This window comes from Bradyrhizobium sp. 33ap4, from assembly GCF_032654765.1.
Taxonomy (GTDB): Bacteria; Pseudomonadota; Alphaproteobacteria; order Rhizobiales; family Xanthobacteraceae; genus Bradyrhizobium; species Bradyrhizobium australafricanum.
In genome coordinates this window covers 148,151-162,020 of record NZ_JAUMTJ010000004.1, presented here as the reverse complement: position 1 = coordinate 162,020, position 13,870 = coordinate 148,151, and the positions used below count along the sequence as shown (strand labels likewise).

The 13,870-nt window shown below is 65.1% G+C and carries 12 protein-coding genes; 4 read left to right on the top strand and 8 right to left on the bottom strand.

Translation table 11 applies throughout. The features are described from left to right. From Q2M23_RS04750 to Q2M23_RS04735, 4 genes are all read right to left on the bottom strand, one after another. Nucleotides 1-1,620 carry a GMC family oxidoreductase gene (locus Q2M23_RS04750; protein WP_316394627.1) on the bottom strand — a complete coding sequence of 540 codons (1,620 nt, stop codon included), beginning with the start codon at nucleotides 1,618-1,620 and terminating at the stop codon, nucleotides 1-3. A 99-nt stretch (nucleotides 1,621-1,719) separates the two neighbouring features. Beyond that, nucleotides 1,720-3,027: an MFS transporter gene (locus Q2M23_RS04745; protein WP_316394625.1), complete on the bottom strand. Its 1,308-nt coding sequence runs from the start codon at nucleotides 3,025-3,027 to the stop codon at nucleotides 1,720-1,722. A 231-nt stretch (nucleotides 3,028-3,258) separates the two neighbouring features. Beyond that, complete coding sequence (locus tag Q2M23_RS04740) at nucleotides 3,259-3,711, bottom strand: MaoC family dehydratase (RefSeq protein ID WP_057015675.1); 453 nt, start codon at nucleotides 3,709-3,711, stop codon at nucleotides 3,259-3,261. An 11-nt stretch (nucleotides 3,712-3,722) separates the two neighbouring features. Beyond that, complete coding sequence (locus tag Q2M23_RS04735; RefSeq protein WP_028331684.1) at nucleotides 3,723-4,214, bottom strand: MaoC family dehydratase; 492 nt, start codon at nucleotides 4,212-4,214, stop codon at nucleotides 3,723-3,725. 170 nt (nucleotides 4,215-4,384) lie between these two features. Here Q2M23_RS04735 and Q2M23_RS04730 point away from each other — a divergent pair, with 170 nt between their 5' ends. Beyond that, complete coding sequence (locus Q2M23_RS04730) at nucleotides 4,385-5,155, top strand: IclR family transcriptional regulator C-terminal domain-containing protein (RefSeq protein WP_076833082.1); 771 nt, start codon at nucleotides 4,385-4,387, stop codon at nucleotides 5,153-5,155. Nucleotides 5,156-5,319: 164 nt separating this feature from the next. Next, the gene (locus Q2M23_RS04725; RefSeq protein WP_316394617.1) at nucleotides 5,320-5,946 is read left to right on the top strand and encodes a pyridoxamine 5'-phosphate oxidase family protein; all 627 of its coding nucleotides are present in this window, start codon (nucleotides 5,320-5,322) and stop codon (nucleotides 5,944-5,946) included. A gap of 43 nt (nucleotides 5,947-5,989) precedes the next feature. Here the strand turns inward: Q2M23_RS04725 and Q2M23_RS04720 are convergent, their stop codons facing one another. Next, the gene (locus Q2M23_RS04720; RefSeq protein WP_057015672.1) at nucleotides 5,990-6,415 is read right to left on the bottom strand and encodes a hypothetical protein; all 426 of its coding nucleotides are present in this window, start codon (nucleotides 6,413-6,415) and stop codon (nucleotides 5,990-5,992) included. A gap of 262 nt (nucleotides 6,416-6,677) precedes the next feature. Between Q2M23_RS04720 and Q2M23_RS04715 the strand changes: the two genes are divergently transcribed. Further along, nucleotides 6,678-7,850, top strand: a complete 1,173-nt coding sequence (locus tag Q2M23_RS04715) for a M20 aminoacylase family protein (protein WP_057015671.1) — start codon at nucleotides 6,678-6,680, stop codon at nucleotides 7,848-7,850. Nucleotides 7,851-7,853: 3 nt separating this feature from the next. Here Q2M23_RS04715 and Q2M23_RS04710 read toward each other — a convergent pair whose 3' ends face one another. Then, complete coding sequence (locus Q2M23_RS04710) at nucleotides 7,854-9,035, bottom strand: cytochrome P450 (RefSeq protein ID WP_316394611.1); 1,182 nt, start codon at nucleotides 9,033-9,035, stop codon at nucleotides 7,854-7,856. Nucleotides 9,036-9,174: 139 nt separating this feature from the next. Between Q2M23_RS04710 and Q2M23_RS04705 the strand changes: the two genes are divergently transcribed. Next, nucleotides 9,175-10,083 carry a LysR family transcriptional regulator gene (locus Q2M23_RS04705; RefSeq protein ID WP_316394609.1) on the top strand — a complete coding sequence of 303 codons (909 nt, stop codon included), beginning with the start codon at nucleotides 9,175-9,177 and terminating at the stop codon, nucleotides 10,081-10,083. 90 nt (nucleotides 10,084-10,173) lie between these two features. On the opposite strand, the gene Q2M23_RS04700 is transcribed toward Q2M23_RS04705, so the two are convergent. Together Q2M23_RS04700 and Q2M23_RS04695 are read right to left on the bottom strand one after the other, a co-directional pair. Further along, nucleotides 10,174-11,796: an inorganic phosphate transporter gene (locus Q2M23_RS04700; RefSeq protein WP_057015669.1), complete on the bottom strand. Its 1,623-nt coding sequence runs from the start codon at nucleotides 11,794-11,796 to the stop codon at nucleotides 10,174-10,176. Nucleotides 11,797-12,327: 531 nt separating this feature from the next. Beyond that, a complete protein-coding gene (locus Q2M23_RS04695) occupies nucleotides 12,328-13,776 on the bottom strand; it encodes a UdgX family uracil-DNA binding protein (RefSeq protein ID WP_316394605.1) in 1,449 nt (482 codons plus the stop codon). Nucleotides 13,777-13,870: the final 94 nt, after the last annotated feature.

Sequence of the window (13,870 nt, the reverse complement as noted above, 5' to 3'; positions counted from 1 at the left end):
CTATCGCGCATCCTGCAGGATCATCGCCGCGGCCTTTTCGGCGATCATCGCCGTCGGCGTGTTGGTATTGCCCGAGGTGATGGTCGGCATCACCGAGGCATCCGCGATGCGCAGGCCGTGCAGGCCGTAGAAGCGCAGCCGCTCGTCGACCACGGCCATCGGATCGTTGGCCGTTCCCATCTTCGCGGTGCCGACGGGGTGGAAGATCGTGGTGCCGATGTCGCCGGCAGCCTTGGCGAGCGAAGCATCGTCGTCGCCGACCGAGGGGCCGGGCAGGAATTCCTCGGGATGATATTTCTCCAGCGCCTTCTGCTTCATCAGCCTGCGCGTGGTGCGGATTGCGTCGGCCGCGACCTGGCGGTCGTCGTCGGTCGACAGATAGTTCGGCGCGATCGACGGCTTGTCGTCGGGAACGGACGATTTGATGCGCACGGTGCCGCGCGAGCTCGGCTGCAGATTGCAGGCGCTCACCGTGATCGCGGGGAAGCGGTGCAGCGGATCGCCGAACTTGTCGAGCGACAGCGGCTGCACGTGGAACTGGATGTTGGCGCGCGAGCGCGTCACGTCCGAGCGCGTGAAGATGCCGAGCTGCGACGGCGCCATGGTCAGCGGCCCACGGCGGCGAAATGCGTAGTCGAGGCCCATCAGGCCGCGGCGAACCAGATTGTAATAGGTCTCGTTCAGCGTGCGCACGCCGGAGACCTTGTAGATCGCGCGCTGCTGCAGATGGTCCTGCAGATTATGGCCGATGCCCTGCACGTCGAGCACGATGTCGATGCCGAGCGGCGACAGCCATTCGGACGGACCAATGCCGGAGCGCTGCAGCACCTGCGTGGTTCCGATCGAACCGGCGCAAAGGATCACTTCACCCCGGGCGCGCGCCTCCACCGTCTCATTGCCCTGCCGGAACAGCACGCCGGCGGCGCGGCCGCTCTCGATCACCAGGCGGTCGACCAGCACGTCGGTTTCGAGCCTGAGATTGCTGCGGTTCAGCACCGGCTTGAGGAAGCCGCGCGCCGACGACCAGCGCCGGCCGCGCTTCTGGTTGACGTGGAAGTAGCTGGTGCCCTCGTTGTCGCCGGTGTTGAAATCCGGGATGCGCTTGATGCCCATCTCCTCGGCGGCATCGCCGACCGCATCGAGGATCTGCCAGGACAGCCGCGGCGCCTCGATGCGCCAGCCGCCGCCGACACCATGATGCTCGCTTTCGCCGAGGAAGTGATCCTCGAGCCGCTTGAACGCCGGCAGCACGTCGCTGTAGCTCCAGCCGGTGAGGCCGAGCTGCCGCCAGTGGTCGTAATCCTCGGCCTGGCCACGCATCGAGATCATGGCGTTGATGGCGGAGGAGCCGCCTATCACCTTGCCGCGCGGGTAGGCGAGCGCGCGGCCGTTGAGGCCGGGCTCGGCCTCGGTCTTGAACATCCAGTCCGATCGCGGATTGCCGATCGCGAAGAGATAGCCGACCGGGATATGAAACCAGATCCAGTTGTCCTTGCCGCCGGCTTCCAGCAGCAGCACGCGCTTCTTCGGATCAGCCGACAGGCGGTTGGCCATGATGCAGCCCGCCGTGCCTGCGCCGACGATAATGTAGTCGAAATCACCCTCGAGCCTTCGCGGCATGTCCTCGTTCCCGGCAAGCGTCTTTTGTTGGGTTCTTATTAGTCAGACGCAGCGGGCCGACACAAGCCCGGCAGTGGATGCCGGGCGTGCGCTGGATGATCAGGGGCGGCTCGGTTCGGCCAGTGTGACCTCATGGCTCGCGCGGGGAACACAGACGATCAGCGTCAGCATGCCGATGCCGAGCACGGCGCCGACGAGGGCGAGCGGTGCGTAGATGCTCCCGGTTGCGGCAGTCATCCAGCCGATCAGGGCAGGGCAGACCGCGCCGCCGAACGAGCCGATCGCCGAGATCAGCGCGATGCCGCCGGCCGCGGCGCTGCCCTCCAGCATCGCGTTTGGAATCGTCCAAAACAGCGACAGGATCGCGAAGATGCCGATCGAGGCGACGGCAAGCAGCGTGACGGTCAGGAGCACGCTGTCTTGCGCGGCCTGCAAGGCGATGAAGCAGGCCGCTGCGACGAGGCCGCAGCAGACCACGTGCCAGCGCCGTTCCCGTGTGCGGTCGGAGCTGTAGCCGATCAGCACCATGCCGATCGCGGACGCAACCGAGATCGCGCCGCTCAGCCAGCCGATCTCGGTGGTGGTCGCCACGCCGACGCGTTTCAGCAGCGTCGGAGTCCACAGCAGGATGGTGTTGAGCGAGCAGAAGAACGCGAAGTAGATGAAGGAGAGCAGATAGACGCGCGGCTCGCGCAGCGCCGCCGCGAAGCTCCGCGTGGTGCCGGGAACGGCGGCGCGGTCGCGGGCGAGATCGCTTGCGACCTGCCGCCGCTCGTCGGCGCTCAGCCAGCTCGCGACCTGCGGTCCGTCGGCGAGGTAGAAATAGGCGGCGATGCCGAACAGCACGGCCGGGCCGCCTTCGAGGATGAACAGCCACTGCCAGCCATGCAGGCCATGGACGCCCTGCATGTGATCCATGATCAGGCCCGACACGGGACCCGCGATGACGCCGCCGAGCGGCACCGCCATCACGAACAGGCTCGTCATGCGGCCGCGCACGCGATCCGGGAACCACAGCGTCAGATAATACAGGATGCCGGGGAAGAAGCCGCCCTCGGCGGCGCCGAGCAGGAAGCGTAGCAGATAGAGGTGATACTGGTTCTGCACCAGCGCGAGTAGCACGGTGACTGCGCCCCACAGTACCATGATCCGCAGCAGCGTCTTGCGGACACCGACCTTGACCAGCAGGAGATTGCTCGGCACTTCGAGCGCGACATAGCCGACCGAGAAGATGCCGGCGGCAAGCCCGAACACCGCGTCGTCGATCTGCAGGTCGTGCAGGAACTGCAGCTTGGCAAAGCCGATGTTGAAGCGGTCGATGATCGCAGCCGTGTAGCACGTCAGCAGGAACGGGATCAGGCGCCAGGCGATCCGTCCATAGAGCCGCGAATGGGCCGCATCCTGCATGAAAGTCTCCTCAAGTGATTATTTGATTGTTTGTTGGTGCCGCGACGGCGGTTGGCTCCCTCGCCCCGTTCTTAGGGGGAGAGGGTTGGGGTGAGGGACCGTCTCCCCATAGACGGTGACAGCAACCCTCGCGGAGGCTCGCCCTCACCCGGAATGCATCTAGCGATGCATTTCCGACCTCTCCCCGCAGGCGGGGCGAAAGAGCCCGTTGCTCCGATCGAGTGCGCGCGGCTAGCCTGCCTTCGCGTTCGGCGGAAACTCCAGCATCGCTTCGCCGGCCGCGACCGTCTCGCCGCGTTGGTTCTGTACGGCGACGTCGACCAGCACCCAGCGCGACTTCGCGGTCGTTTGCTTGGCTTTGATGGTGCCGGCCGGGCGGATGGTGTCGCCGGGCTTCACCGGCTTCAGCCAGCGCGTCTCGAGCCTGCGATGGATCGCGCCGGCAGGCGTTGCCCAGTCGGTCAGCATGCGCGAGATCAGGCCGAAATTGTTCATGCCGTGCATGATGATGCCGCCGAAATTGGTCTTGCCGAAATCGCCCTTCATGTAGTTGTCGTCGAGATGCAGCGGGTTGTAGTCGAGCGACGCGTCGCAGAACAGGCGGATCGATTCGCGCGAAACCGCAAATGCCGGGCCGTCGATGGTGTCGCCGGCCTTGAGAGATTCGAAATTCGCCGTGGTCATGGTGATCCTCCTTACATCGGACGGATGGTCTGGCCGCGACCCGAGCAGATCACGTCGCCATGCTGGTTGAAGAAGACATTGTCGTGCACCACGAACAACCGCTCACGCTTGATGAACTTGTCGAGCGCGCGCGCCTGCAGGGTGATGGTGTCACCGGGGCGTGCCGGGATGTTGTAGCTCCACGACTGCCCGGCATTGACGGTGCCCGGCGAGCGCATCCAGTCGTCGGCCGGCGTGCAGGCGAACATCAGCAGGATATGGATCGCGGGCGGCGCGATCAGCCCGCCATAGGGCCCGGCCTTGGCGGCTGCTTCGTCAAGATAGAGCGGATTGGTCTCGCCGACTGCGCGGCAGTACAGCGCGATCGCTTCCTGCGTGAGCTTGTAGGGCAGCGTCTTGCGCGGCTCGCCGGGGACGATGTCGTCCCACACCTTGCGCAGCTTCGCGTCTTTCCAGAAATCGGTTTCGAACGGGGTGGCCGCAGAACTTTCTGCTTGCGCCATCGTGCATCCTCCTGCTACTGAGTTCGCCAGGCGAACAATTCATTCGCTGTATGAATTCACGCTAGCGCGGTCGGGAGCCCCTGACAAGCGCGCAGGGCCGCGTCATGTGCAGGCAGCCATGCGAGCTGCGATGTCATGAGCGCGATGACGGAACCAGCTGGGCGCCCGCCATGAGCAAAGAGAGTGACGGCTTCGTGCGCGCGATTGCGCGCGGCTTCTCGATCATCGAGGCACTCGGCAAGCCGCCGGGGCGGCACACGCTGGCGGAGGCCGCCGATACTGCCGGCCTCAACCGCGCCACCGCGCGGCGTATCCTCGCGACCCTGATCGCGCTGAAATATTGCGCCTCCGACGGACGCTATTTCAGCCTGCGGCCGCGCGCGCTCGGGCTCGGCCTGTCCTATCTCAACGCCTTGCCATACTGGGGTCATGCGCAGCGTGCGCTGGAAAACCTGCGCAACGAGATCGGCGAATCCTGCGCGATGGCGGTGCTCGACGAGGATGAGATCGTCTATGCGCTGCGCCTGCCGGCGCGGCGGATTCTTTCCGCCAATCTTGGCGTCGGCAGCCGGCTGCCCGCGCATCTGGTCTCGCTCGGCCGCGTCATGCTCGCGGCGCTGCCGCCCGGCACCCGCGAGGCTTATCTCGCGACCGGGGGCTTCAGGCAGGTCACGCCGCGCACGGTCACCGATCCGGAGCGTCTCGGCGAGTTGCTCGCGCGGGTCGAGAGCGACGGCTATGCCTGGGTCGACGGCGAGCTCGATCCGGCGATCTGCGGCATCGCGGTGCCGTTGCGCGATCCCGCGGGCGCGGTGGTCGCCGCGCTCAGCGTCAACACGATCTCGGGAACGGTGAGCGAAGCCGGCGCGCGCAAGAAGTTCCTGCTGCCGCTGCGCCGCACCGCGCAGGAGATCCGCAGCCAGATGCTGACATCAGGGTAGGGGACGGCCGTTATCGACGCCTTTTCACCCGCTCCGGACCTGGATGGCTTTCCACGCCCATGCCGAATGAATAGTCTTTCGCCTTGCTGGCCGGGTGAACTGCCAAGGAAAATCGCGGCCACGTCAAAGTGCAGATCGATTGCTCAACTTGCCGGAGGATTGCTGTGGCCGACCCAGTCCGCGCCCCTTTCTATCACGACGGAATGCGTGAGTTGCAGGACCGCTTCGACGGTCGGCGTGTCGCCGACGGCCTCGAGAAGCATCGCCTCCACTTCGAATTCTGGGAACAGGACCGCAAGCTCATCGAGGAGACGCGCTTCTTTTTCATCGCGACCAGCTACCAGGACAACGTCGATTGCTCGATGCGTTCCGGCGATCCCGGCTTCGTGAAGATCACCGGGCCTGATACGCTTGAGTTCCCTGAGTACGACGGCAACAACATGTACCGCACGCTCGGCAATATTCACCGCAACCCGAACGTCGGATTGTTGTTTGTACGGCTCGACGGCAAGACGTTTCGCACGCGCATCCGAGGCAAGGCAACGATCCACGACAGCGCCGAAGTGCTTGCCGGGCATCACGGCGCGAAGGTCGTCGTGCGCGTCGAATGCGAGATCTTTCCAAATTGCCCGCGCTACGTTCCGGACCTGATGGGCGCCTCAGCGGACGTACCGGCGAATCTGTACGTGCCTCGGCCCGGGTACGAGCCGCCCGCCCCGGAATGGAAAAGCCGGGATTATCTCAAGGACGTGCTTTCGAAGTACGATCCGCATCGGAAACGTGACGCATAGCGGACAGCCGGGAACCGCATCCGGACGAGCGAGCAAACCGCGATCAGGGCAGCGGCGCCATGTAGGGAATGCTGCCGACCAGAGCGAACACCTGCACCGCGTTGCACAGCATGCCGCCCCAATGCAGCTGGCGCAGCCGCCGCACCGCGGTGGGATCACCCGAGTCTCGCGCGTCCGCCTCAGCATCGAGCCGCCGCAAGAACCATCGGCGCGCCAGCACCGCGAACGCCGCGATCAAGGCGATGCCAAGCGCAACGGCGAACCGGCCGGCCGTGGCAAAGGCGAGCGTGCCGATCACGCCCGAAACAGTGAGCACCAGGAAGTAGGCATTGAACATGCCACGCAGCAGCCGTGTGACCGGCGGGACGTCGAGCTTCACGAGCAGGAACGCCGGCGCCGCCAGCAGGAAGTATCCCATCGGCACCAGCAGGATGATGGTGGAAAACAGGACCGCTTGATCCGGCGTCATGCAGCCGCTCCGTGTTGGAAGGCGAGAGGATTTCGGTGCGGGAAACCTGGGGTAGTATCCGTGCGGGATATGTGCCGCACTATTAGGCTTTGGTCGGATGCGATGATATCAGACCTGAAGTCTGCGCAAAGTCCAGCGAGGGGCGGCCCGCATCCCGATTGCGAATGCAGGCTCCAGCCGCGAGCATGCCACATCTGTTTGGGTGGACCGGCTCTTGCATGCTAGAGATGACTTACGTCCAACCTCTGAGGCCAGAATTCTCATGCCCATCGTGAACCGCGTCGCCGATCTGCAACCCGATATCCAGGCCTGGCGCCGCGACATCCATGAAAACCCCGAGCTGCTCTACGATGTGCACCGCACTGCATCATTCGTCGCCGACCGGTTGCGCGAGTTCGGTTGCGACGAGGTCGCGACCGGGCTCGGCAAGACCGGCGTGGTCGGGGTCATCAAGGGCAAGAAGGGGCCGGCCAAGGGCGACGTCAAGGTGATCGGCCTGCGCGCCGACATGGATGCGTTGCCGATCCACGAGCAGACCAATTTGCCCTACGCCTCGAAGACGCCGGGCAAGATGCACGCCTGCGGCCATGACGGCCACACCGCGATGCTGCTGGGGGCGGCGCGCTATCTGGCCGAGACGCGCAATTTCGCCGGCGAGGCGGTCGTGATCTTCCAGCCGGCCGAGGAGGGCGGGGCCGGAGCAGCCGCGATGATCAAGGACGGCCTGATGGATCGCTTCGGCATCGAGCAGGTCTACGGCATGCACAACGGTCCGGGGATTCCGATTGGCTCGTTCGCGATCCGCACCGGCCCGATCATGGCCGCGACCGATGCGATCGACATCAAGATCGAAGGGCTCGGCGGTCACGCCGCGCGTCCGCACAAATGCATCGATTCCGTGCTGGTCGGCGCGCAGCTCGTCACCGCCTTGCAGCAGATCGTCGCGCGCACCGTCGATCCGCTCGACTCCGCCGTGATCTCGATGTGCGAGTTCCACGCCGGCAACGCCCGCAACGTGATCCCGCAGACCGCGGAGCTGCGCGGCACCGTGCGCACCCTGACCCGCGAGGTGCGCGACCTCATCGAGAAGCGCGTGCGCGAGGTGGTCGACGGCGTTGCCAAGATGACCGGCGCCAAGATCGATCTCACCTATGAACGCGGCTACCCGGTCACCGTCAACCATGAGGCGCAGACCGAATTCGCGAGCCGCATCGCGCGCGAGGTCGCGGGCGCGTCCAACGTGCACGAGATGCCGCCGCTGATGGGCGCCGAGGATTTTTCCTACATGCTGGAAGCGCGGCCCGGCGCCTTCATCTTCTGCGGCAATGGCGACAGCGCCGGCCTGCATCACCCTGCCTACAATTTCAACGACGAGGCGATCGTCTTCGGCACGTCGTATTTCGTGAAGATCGTCGAGAACGCACTGGCGGCGTGAGGCTCACGCGTCCCATCGCACCGGCAGCGTCACCGGTCCGCGGAACACCCAGCCGCGCACGACCGGCGGCGCCTCCGCGCGGAGGCGCAGATTGCGCAAGCGCGCGAACAGCATCGGCGCCACGATCTTGCCGACGGTCAGCCGCGACACCCAGGTGCCGGCGCAGAAATGCGGTCCGGCGCCGAACGCCAGATGCGATTGCTTGGGCCGCGTCACGTCGAAGCGATCGGGCTCGACGAAGCGGCTGCCGTCGCGGTTGGCGGCGCCGACGCAGAGGCCGATCTGAAGGTCTTGCGGCAGCGTGGTGCCGGAGAGATCGACGTCGCGGGTGACGCGGCGCGGATACATGCCGATCGGCGAGATCCAGCGCACCGCTTCCTCGAGCGCGGCCGGCCACAGATCCGGCTTTGCCAGCACGCTGTTCTTCTGCGGCGGGTTTTCCAGGAGGCCGAGCACGAGCGTCAGGATCGCGTCGCGCGGCTCGTTCAGGCCGCCGCCGATGATCACCTTGATGTTGGCGCGGATGCCCTCGATCGGCATCGGCGGATCGGCATTGATCATCGAGGACAGGACCGAAGGATTCGGCTGGCGGCGGTGATCGTCGAGCACCGCGTCGATCGCGGCATCGACCTCGGCGCTCGCCTGCATCGCCTTGCGCTCGATCTCGGCGTCGGCGGCGTAATTGCCCGCGCCGTCGATCAGCGCCTGCGACCACTCGGCGAGGGTTTGCCACGGCATCTTGCGAAACCCGATCATTGCCATCAGGCTGAGCGAGGCCATCGGCGCGGCAAGGGCGGAGAACAGATCGGCCTCTTCGGTCGCCAACAGATCATCGATCAGTTTTTCTGCGATCGCGGTGAATTGCGGCGCCCAATGCTCCTTGATTGTGGCCGGACGGAACGAGGGCTCGATCGCCTTGCGGCCGATCGCATGCTCGGCGCCGTCCTTGCGCATGAAGGTCGGCCCCATCACCTTGTTGACCAGCGAGGCCGGATTATCGGCCGAGTAGGTCGCGGGATCGCGCTCGATCCGCATGATGTCGTCGAAGCGTGTCACCAGCGTCAGCTTCGCGGGCGCGACGAAGACCGCCGGCGCGATCTCGCGCAGACGGCGGAAGATCGGATAGGGGTCGTCGAGCAGATCCTGATACGCGATATCGGTAACGACAGGCACGGCGCTGGTCATTGGTCCTCCCGGGAGCGCTTTTTCGCCAAGGCTAGCCCCGGGCTGCGCGATCGCTCAATTCGATGGGATTGATCTGGCCCATCGAAATATTCCATGACCTTGTGCTAGGCTGGGCCGCCAGCAATGCGGGAGGTGCAGCGTGGCGGCCAATTCCTCGATCGATCCGATCGACATCGGGACTCTGCGGACCCTTGTGCTGGTCTATGACCTGCAGTCGTTCTCCGCCGCGGCCAAACGGCTCGACGTCAACCAGTCCACCATCAGCTATGCGATCGAGCGGCTGCGCGGCGCGCTGCATGACCCGCTGTTCGTTCGCAGCGGCAATGGCGTGACGGCGACCAAGCGCTGCGCGACGCTGGTTACCTGGGCGCGGGACATGATCGGCGAGATCGACGGGCTTGCCTCACCGGCGGAATTCGACCCGGCGACGGCGCAGGGCAGCGTGACGATCTCCTGCAACTATCACGAACGTCAGACCCTGATCCCGCAGTTCAGCACGCGGCTGCGCGCCGGCGCGCCGCAAGTCCGTCTCGTCCTGCTCGATGCCGCGGGCCACGGCGATGTCCATCTCAAGCAGAACCAGTGCGACATCGTGCTTGGTCCGGTCGGCATCGCCGGCGAAGGCTTCTTCCGGCGCCATATCCTCACCGACCACTACGTCTGCGTGATGGATCGGGCCAATCCGCTGGCGCGCGGCCGGATCGCGCTGTCGGCCTATGCCAGGGCCGAGCATGTCTTCATCACCCACAGCGGTGAGTGGCAGCCGCTCTATCTCGCGGCGCTGAGGGCGAGGAAGATCGAGATCGAGCCAGTGGTCAGCCTGCCCAACCACGACAGTCTGGAGCGCATCATCACAGGCACCAGGCTCGTCGCGACCATCCCGCATCATCTGGCGCGGGCGATGCGCGGCGGCCTCCATGTCGCTGCGCTGCCGTTCCGCGTGCCGATCTCGATCGACATGCACTGGGGCGCCAGGACGGCCAAATCCGGCTTGCACAAATGGGCGCGCGGCCTGCTGGCCGAGGTTGCGAAGGCTTGCGCCGCCTGAGCGAGGAGCCGGGCTGCAGTCCAAAGCAAAAGGCCCGCACCGGAGTGCGGGCCTTTGTCCGGCGCGTTGCTGCGCCGAAAGCGTGGGGCGTCAGAACAGGTGGTAGAACACGTAGTAGAGAACGCCCGAGATGATCATCGCGGCCGGCAGCGTCAGCACCCAGGCCATCGCGATGTTGCGGATCGTGGCCCATTGCAGGCCGGAGCCGTTGGCGGCCATGGTGCCGGCGATGCCTGACGACAGCACATGCGTGGTCGAGACCGGCAGGCCGTAGCCGTCGGCCGCCGCGATCGTCGCGGCCGCCGTGATCTCGGCGCAGGCGCCCTGCGCGTAGGTCAGGTGGGTCTTGCCGATCTTCTCGCCGACGGTGACGACGATGCGCTTCCAGCCGACCATGGTGCCGAGGCCGAGCGCGATGGCGACGGCGAACTTCACCCAGCTCGGGATGAACTTCGTCGCGGCATCGAGCGAGCCCTTGTACTGGTTCAGCGTGGCGATGTCGGCAGCGGTCAGCTCGGCTTCCTTGTCCTTCATCAGGAAACGGATCGCCTCGGACGCCAGGTACATGTCGTTACGGGTGTTGCCGACCGCGTCAGCCGGGAACTTGGCCAGCGATCCATACTGGGCAACCTGCTGGCCGATGTCGCGCACCAGCACCGCAAGCGACGGAAAGGTGCCTTCGTTGATCTGGTGCTGCGCGACATAGTTGGTCACAGCCGGGCGCGGGTTGCCGATCACGTTGTAACCGGCGGCCTTGCCTTCGATGACCTTGCTGGCCGCGGTCGAGTGCGCCGTGAACAGCTCGATCTGGCTCGAGGGCATTGCGCGGTTCAGCGCATAGGCGGTCGGCACGGTGCCGATCAGGATCAGCATGATCAGGCCCATGCCCTTCTGACCGTCATTGGAGCCGTGGAAGAAGCTGACCAGTGTGCAGGTCAGGATCAGGATGCCGCGGATCCACCACGGCGGCGGCTGGTCGCCGACCGGTTCGCCGAACAGCGCCGGCGTCGCGCGCTGCAGCGCGATCTTGAGGAGGTAGAGCAGGCCGGCGGCGAGCGCGAAGCCGAACAGCGGCGACAGCAGCAGCGCCTTCGCGATGTTGGTCGCCTGCGACCAGTCGACGCCCGAGGTGCCGTCACGGCCGCGCAGCAGCGCGTTGGTGATGCCGACGCCCATGATCGAACCGATCAGGGTGTGCGAGCTCGAGGCCGGCAGGCCGAGCCACCAGGTGCCGAGATTCCAGATGATGGCGGCGATCAAGAGCGCGAACACCATGGCAAAGCCGGCACTGCTGCCGACCTGCAGGATCAGTTCGACCGGAAGCAGCGAGACGATGCCGAACGCGACGGCGCCGCTGGAGAGCAGCACGCCGATCAGGTTGAACATGCCCGACCACACCACGGCGACATGCGCCGGCAGCGAGCGGGTGTAGATCACGGTGGCGACCGCGTTCGCGGTGTCATGGAAGCCGTTGACGAATTCGAAGCCGAGCGCGATCAGCAGCGCGACGAACAGCAGGATATACGGCAGGAACGAGGTGATGCGCGTGCCGGTGGCGTCGACATCGGCATAGATGCTGTAGGCAACGAACAGCAGCGCGGCCGCAACCACGCCCAAATAGATAACCCCGGTGAGAGGATGAAAGCCCTTGTCGAGGTCCGGACCCTTTTTCAGGGCGGGCTCGATCGAGCCGGGTAACGCCATATCGCTCATGGTAAACTCCTGTCCCAATGCTCCCGATTTTGATCGATGCATATGACAAGCAATTGAAATCCGGCCCGCGAGCCGCGCCGGTCTCCCGTGGCGGTGGACATCGAGCCGAAGTTTTGTGCAACGCATTGAGCGCGCACGTGGCTTCGCGGCCTCGTGGCAATCTTCAGCAACAAGGATCGCGGATCGCGACGGAAAGCTGCCTGCGTTTCGCAGGACGAGACAATGTGCGGAGGACATCACACTGGCATCCGGCCGGCCGGGCAGCCGGAGAATTCGGCGGACGCCTGCGAGTGGAAGGTTGCGAAATGAGGGAGGGGGATTGAGAGATGAGGTGGCGCGCCGCACGATCGGGGCTAGCAAACCGCGCAGCGCGCCCGCCTCAGGGTACGTCATGGCGTGAACATGACGCCCGATACCTGCGGAACATGCTACCCTACCACGGATCAATTAAAGGTTGTAGGTATTTGTCCGCGGCTTAGAACAATTTCTCGTTGCGATGTGGTTCCTCAGGTTCCGCTGGTTTTGCGGAACTCAAGCTGCATCGACTGATCTGCGCAACTGATGTGCGGCGATTTTCAGGTCGTCGATAAAGCGCTGATATTCCAGCGCCTTGGCTTTTTCATCCGGCAGCCGCAACAGATAGGACGGGTGCACAGTGACGAGCACCTTGGTTCCGTCGTGGTCGATCAGATGGCCGCGGTTCTTGTTGATCGGCGTGATCTTGCCGAGCACGCTCTGCGCGGCGGTGGCGCCGAGCGCCATCACGAGGTCCGGCTTGATGGTGGCGAGCTCGCGCTCATACCACTGGCGGCAGGCGCGGATCTCCGGTGTGCTCGGCTTCTGGTGCAGCCGGATCTTGCCGCGCGGCACAAATTTGAAGTGCTTCACTGCATTGGTGACATAGACCTTGCGGCGATCGATGCCGGCTTCCTGCAGCGCTCGATCGAGCATCTGGCCGGCCGGTCCGACGAAGGGGTGGCCTGCGAGATCTTCCTTGTCGCCGGGCTGCTCGCCGACCAGCATCAGCGTTGCGCTTTGCGGTCCCTCGCCGAACACGGTCTGGGTTGCGTCTTTCCACAGCGGGCAGGCGCGGCAATCGGCGGCCTCCTCGCGCAAGGCCGCGATGGTGTCGTGAGCTTGCCTGCCTTGAACTTGCTTGCCTTGAACTTGCTTGCGGGGCATCGGCGTATCCTGCCGCTTCTGCGGCTCGGCCGCCTTGCGTGCGATGAAGGGGCCGCTGGTCATGCGCATTGCGTCTTCGATCAGAGGCTTAATGATCGAGTCCTCGGGCAGGTTCCTCCAATAGGCTTGCGGCATCTCCATCACTTTCAGCCGTGCGGGATTGAAGCGGCCGTTGTCGTGACGCCGCCAGGCCTCCTCGAGCCGGTCCTCGGTCGGCACTTCGGATTTGGCGACGCCCGGCGTGATCGAGATCGCGTGCCCGTCCCAATGTGCGCAGACGTCGGGGGTCAGGATCGACCACGGCATGTCGGCGAAGCGGCTGGCGAAGAACGGCGCGGCAAGCTCGACGATGTGATGCTCCGGCTCGAACCATGCGACGTAATGCGCCGTCCGCTCGCGGCCGATCTCGCGGAAGCGCAGATGCGCATGCATCCTGTCGATATCGACATAGACCGCGCGCGCCATCGCGTGGACCTCGGCGATATCGGGATCATCGGTCGCACTGAGCAGATCGTGACGGCTGCGCAGCCGCCACAGCAGGCGATAGAGCAGGGCAAAGCGTTCGTCACTGCGATGCAGGATCGCGGCCTTTGCGAGCTCGACGAATTTGGCCGACACATTGAACCGAGCCTGCGGCGTATCCGGCAATTCATTCACGCAGGATGCCGACGACAATTCGTCGTCGCTGCGTACGGTCCATGTGATCTCCGCGGGCTTCACATCGTTCAGCGCCAATCGCCGCGCGGCCTTGCGCCAGCCCTCGAAATCGGTGTCGTTGTCGAGCACGATGATGCGCATGCGATTGCTCCGTTTCCGTCACGCCGTCATTTTCGGGGCCTGCGTGCCTGACTTGCGGAAGATCAGGGCCTGTCCGGTTCGGCGGCTGCTGAAT

Bases quoted from the DNA above. Each gene is read 5' to 3' on its own strand.
- Q2M23_RS04750 (WP_316394627.1), bottom strand. From the start codon at position 1,620: ATGCCGCGAAGGCTCGAGGGTGATTTCGACTACATTATCGTCGGCGCA.
- Q2M23_RS04745 (WP_316394625.1), bottom strand. From the start codon at position 3,027: ATGCAGGATGCGGCCCATTCGCGGCTCTATGGACGGATCGCCTGGCGC.
- Q2M23_RS04740 (WP_057015675.1), bottom strand. From the start codon at position 3,711: ATGACCACGGCGAATTTCGAATCTCTCAAGGCCGGCGACACCATCGAC.
- Q2M23_RS04735 (WP_028331684.1), bottom strand. From the start codon at position 4,214: ATGGCGCAAGCAGAAAGTTCTGCGGCCACCCCGTTCGAAACCGATTTC.
- Q2M23_RS04730 (WP_076833082.1), top strand. From the start codon at position 4,385: ATGAGCAAAGAGAGTGACGGCTTCGTGCGCGCGATTGCGCGCGGCTTC.
- Q2M23_RS04720 (WP_057015672.1), bottom strand. From the start codon at position 6,415: ATGACGCCGGATCAAGCGGTCCTGTTTTCCACCATCATCCTGCTGGTG.
- Q2M23_RS04715 (WP_057015671.1), top strand. From the start codon at position 6,678: ATGCCCATCGTGAACCGCGTCGCCGATCTGCAACCCGATATCCAGGCC.
- Q2M23_RS04710 (WP_316394611.1), bottom strand. From the start codon at position 9,035: ATGACCAGCGCCGTGCCTGTCGTTACCGATATCGCGTATCAGGATCTG.
- Q2M23_RS04700 (WP_057015669.1), bottom strand. From the start codon at position 11,796: ATGAGCGATATGGCGTTACCCGGCTCGATCGAGCCCGCCCTGAAAAAG.
- Q2M23_RS04695 (WP_316394605.1), bottom strand. From the start codon at position 13,776: ATGCGCATCATCGTGCTCGACAACGACACCGATTTCGAGGGCTGGCGC.